The organism is Kitasatospora sp. NPDC059817 (assembly GCF_042731835.1).
GTDB lineage: Bacteria > Actinomycetota > Actinomycetes > Streptomycetales > Streptomycetaceae > Kitasatospora.
In genome coordinates this window covers 1-2556 of record NZ_JBHWIR010000238.1, presented here as the reverse complement: position 1 = coordinate 2556, position 2556 = coordinate 1, and the positions used below count along the sequence as shown (strand labels likewise).

Annotated in this window: 3 protein-coding genes; 1 reads left to right on the top strand and 2 read right to left on the bottom strand. The window is 71.0% G+C overall.

From position 1 onward, the window contains the following. Positions 1 to 130: 130 nt before the first annotated feature. Positions 131 to 991: a DUF4240 domain-containing protein gene (locus ACFV61_RS31810; RefSeq protein ID WP_380495401.1), complete on the bottom strand. Its 861-nt coding sequence runs from the start codon at positions 989 to 991 to the stop codon at positions 131 to 133. A gap of 185 nt (positions 992 to 1176) precedes the next feature. Continuing rightward, the gene (locus tag ACFV61_RS31805) at positions 1177 to 1806 is read right to left on the bottom strand and encodes an isochorismatase family protein (RefSeq protein ID WP_380495399.1); all 630 of its coding nucleotides are present in this window, start codon (positions 1804 to 1806) and stop codon (positions 1177 to 1179) included. Positions 1807 to 2045: 239 nt separating this feature from the next. On the opposite strand from ACFV61_RS31805, the gene ACFV61_RS31800 reads away from it, so the two are divergent. Then, positions 2046 to 2501, top strand: coding sequence for a MarR family winged helix-turn-helix transcriptional regulator (locus ACFV61_RS31800; protein WP_063351892.1), 456 nt, complete (start codon positions 2046 to 2048; stop codon positions 2499 to 2501). The last annotated feature ends 55 nt before the right edge of the window (positions 2502 to 2556 follow it).

The following is a 2556-nucleotide window of genomic DNA, read 5'->3' as shown; positions in this document are numbered from 1 at the left end:
GCTTATCGCCCCCCCCGCCCCGGCCCGCGGGGCCGCCGCGCGCCCCTCCCCCCGCCAGAAACCCCGCCCCCTCTCGCCCCCCGAGCGGGGCCCGGGCCTGCGGCGAACGGTGCTCTGCGACAGGCGGCGCTCAGCCGCGGAGCTCGGGCCAGCCGTCCGCGTTCGAGCAGGACTCGTAGTCGTAGCGGGTGAGGCGGTCCCACTCCGTCCCGGTCACGAGCTCGAACGCCTCCTCGTGCACGTAGAGCAGCGGTTCACACTGTCGCGCGGTGTACGGAGCGAACCGTTCGGGATCGTGGAACATGCTCTCGTACACGCCGCGGCCCGCAGCCACGACCGCAGCTCGCGCGTACAGGAAGTGGTCGCTCGACTGAGGGAACGGCGAGCCGTCGGGCAACACCGCCCCGGTGATCGGCAGCGTCCCGAACTGCTCCTGGTCCAGGCGGTGCAGCGCCTCGGCGAGACGCTCACCGAAGCCGATGATCTGGCCCAGCGGTTCGCGTGCGAGAACCTCGGTGAGGCGGGCGCAGGCGGTTTCGAGGCGCTCGCACGTCTCGGTACCGGCCTCGCCCCCGAGGACCTCGATCAACTGCCAGAACCGCTCCCAGGTCATCACCGGCAGGTCGAGGCCGTGGTCGACGTCGACGTCACTTCTCGCGGATGGTCCGGCACTGCCCGCCTCACGTCCGCCCTGCCCGTCCACGTCCTCGAACGGCCCGTCCGCGTCCTCGAACGGCTCGTCGCTCCACCGGAACCAAGCCCTGTCGTCCTGGATGTGCAGCAGGAACTCGGCGACCGGGCCCGAGGGCGAGAGCATCGACACGGTGCGCGTGATCTCGTCGTACGCGTCGTCGAAGGCCTCCCAGTCCTCAGCCTCGGACAGCGCGAGCGAACGGGCGAAGAGCGGCTGGACGGCGGGGAACGCCGTTCCCGGCACGAAGCGCCCGTGGAGCCAGGGGAAGTCCGTCTCCTCGACCACGATCTCGCCCACCAGCTCTTCCCCGCGCACCAGACGCCAGACCCCGCCCTCAAAACCCATCGCACACAGCCCTTGCCACCCGTTGCCGTCCTCTTCTGCCCGGCAGCATGCCAGCTGGTACTGACAGGCGACGGGGCGAGGCACATCCCCCCGTGGTGTGGGTCGGCGATGGCCGGGTGAGGTGGGTACGCGGGCCGTTACGCGGGGCGGGCGGCCGCTGAGATCTGGCCGACCAGGACGGCGAAGGGCATGTCGAGGGCGGCGTAGAGGTCGCCGGCCTCGGGGGCGGCGTTGTCGGCCAGGGCCTCGACCATGAGGGTGGCGTAGTCGGAGACGGTGACGCCCGCCTGCTGCATGCGCAGCAGTCCCGCTTCGCGCTTGGCTTGGCTGAAGGTGCCGGAGGCGTCCACGGCGACGTACGCGTGGTGCCCGGCGGCCGTCGCGGCGATCGCGGGCAGCGCCGCGCACACTTCCAGTGACACTCCGGCGAAGATCAGCTTCTGCCGCCCGGTGGCTTCGATGGCTTCGCGGACCCGGCCGTCGTGCCAGGCGTTGACCGTGCTGCGGTCGATGATCCGCTGTCCGGCCGGCAGGGCCTGGACCAGTTCCGGGGTGGTCGGCCCCCACATGCTGTCGGCCGCGGTGGTGGTGACGACCAGCGGGATGCCGAGCACGGTCGCCGCGCGCGCCAGCGCCACCACGTTGTGCTTCAGCTCGCCGAGCGGGATGTCCCGGACACCGGACAGCAGGCCCACCTGGTGGTCGACCAGGACCACGGCGGCGTTCTCCCGGGTGACCGGCTCCAGGAACTTGCTGTGCTCGTTCATCGTGCGCTCCTTCGGGTTGAACCACGGCTCCGTTGGCGGCCAGTAGTCACTAATCTTGATAGTCAAGATTAGTGACTACTTCGACGCTATACCCCTGTCCCCCGGGGCGCAAGCACTGGTCAGGGCGGGGCGCCGGAGCGCCTGGGGTGCCGCCCGAGCCCACCGGGCGGGCGACTAAAGTTGCTGGTCACAGGGCGGAACGCGGGGCGGGCCCAAAGACGGCGGAAGCGGGAGAGGCGTTGAGCGGACACCAGGCGGCGGAACCGGACCTCGGCGTGCTCGCCGCCCGGGTGCTCTTCTCCGTCCAGCGCGAGCTGTTCACCGTGCTCGCCGAACAGGGCTTCGACGACATCCAGCCCCGCGCCGGCGCCGTACTCGCCTACCTGCGTACCGACGGCATCCGGGCCAGCGAACTCGCCCGCGCCTCCGGACAGCACAAGCAGGTCATCGGGACCCTCGTCGACGACCTCGAACGCCTGGGTTACGTCGAACGCAGACCCGACCCCGCGGACCGCCGCGCCAAACTGATCCACCCCACCGAACGAGGCCTGCTCCAGATGGCGGCGGCCGCCGCCATCATGCGCTCGATCGAGGAGCGCCACGCGAAGGCCCTGGGCGCGCGGGAGTACGCCGCCTTCAAGACCGCCCTCCACCACGTGGCCGATCTCCAGCGCGAGACCCGGCGCGAAGACTAGGGGCTCTCTTTCGGATCACGTCGGATCAGCGCGCGGCGTCGGAGTGCGTGCACTG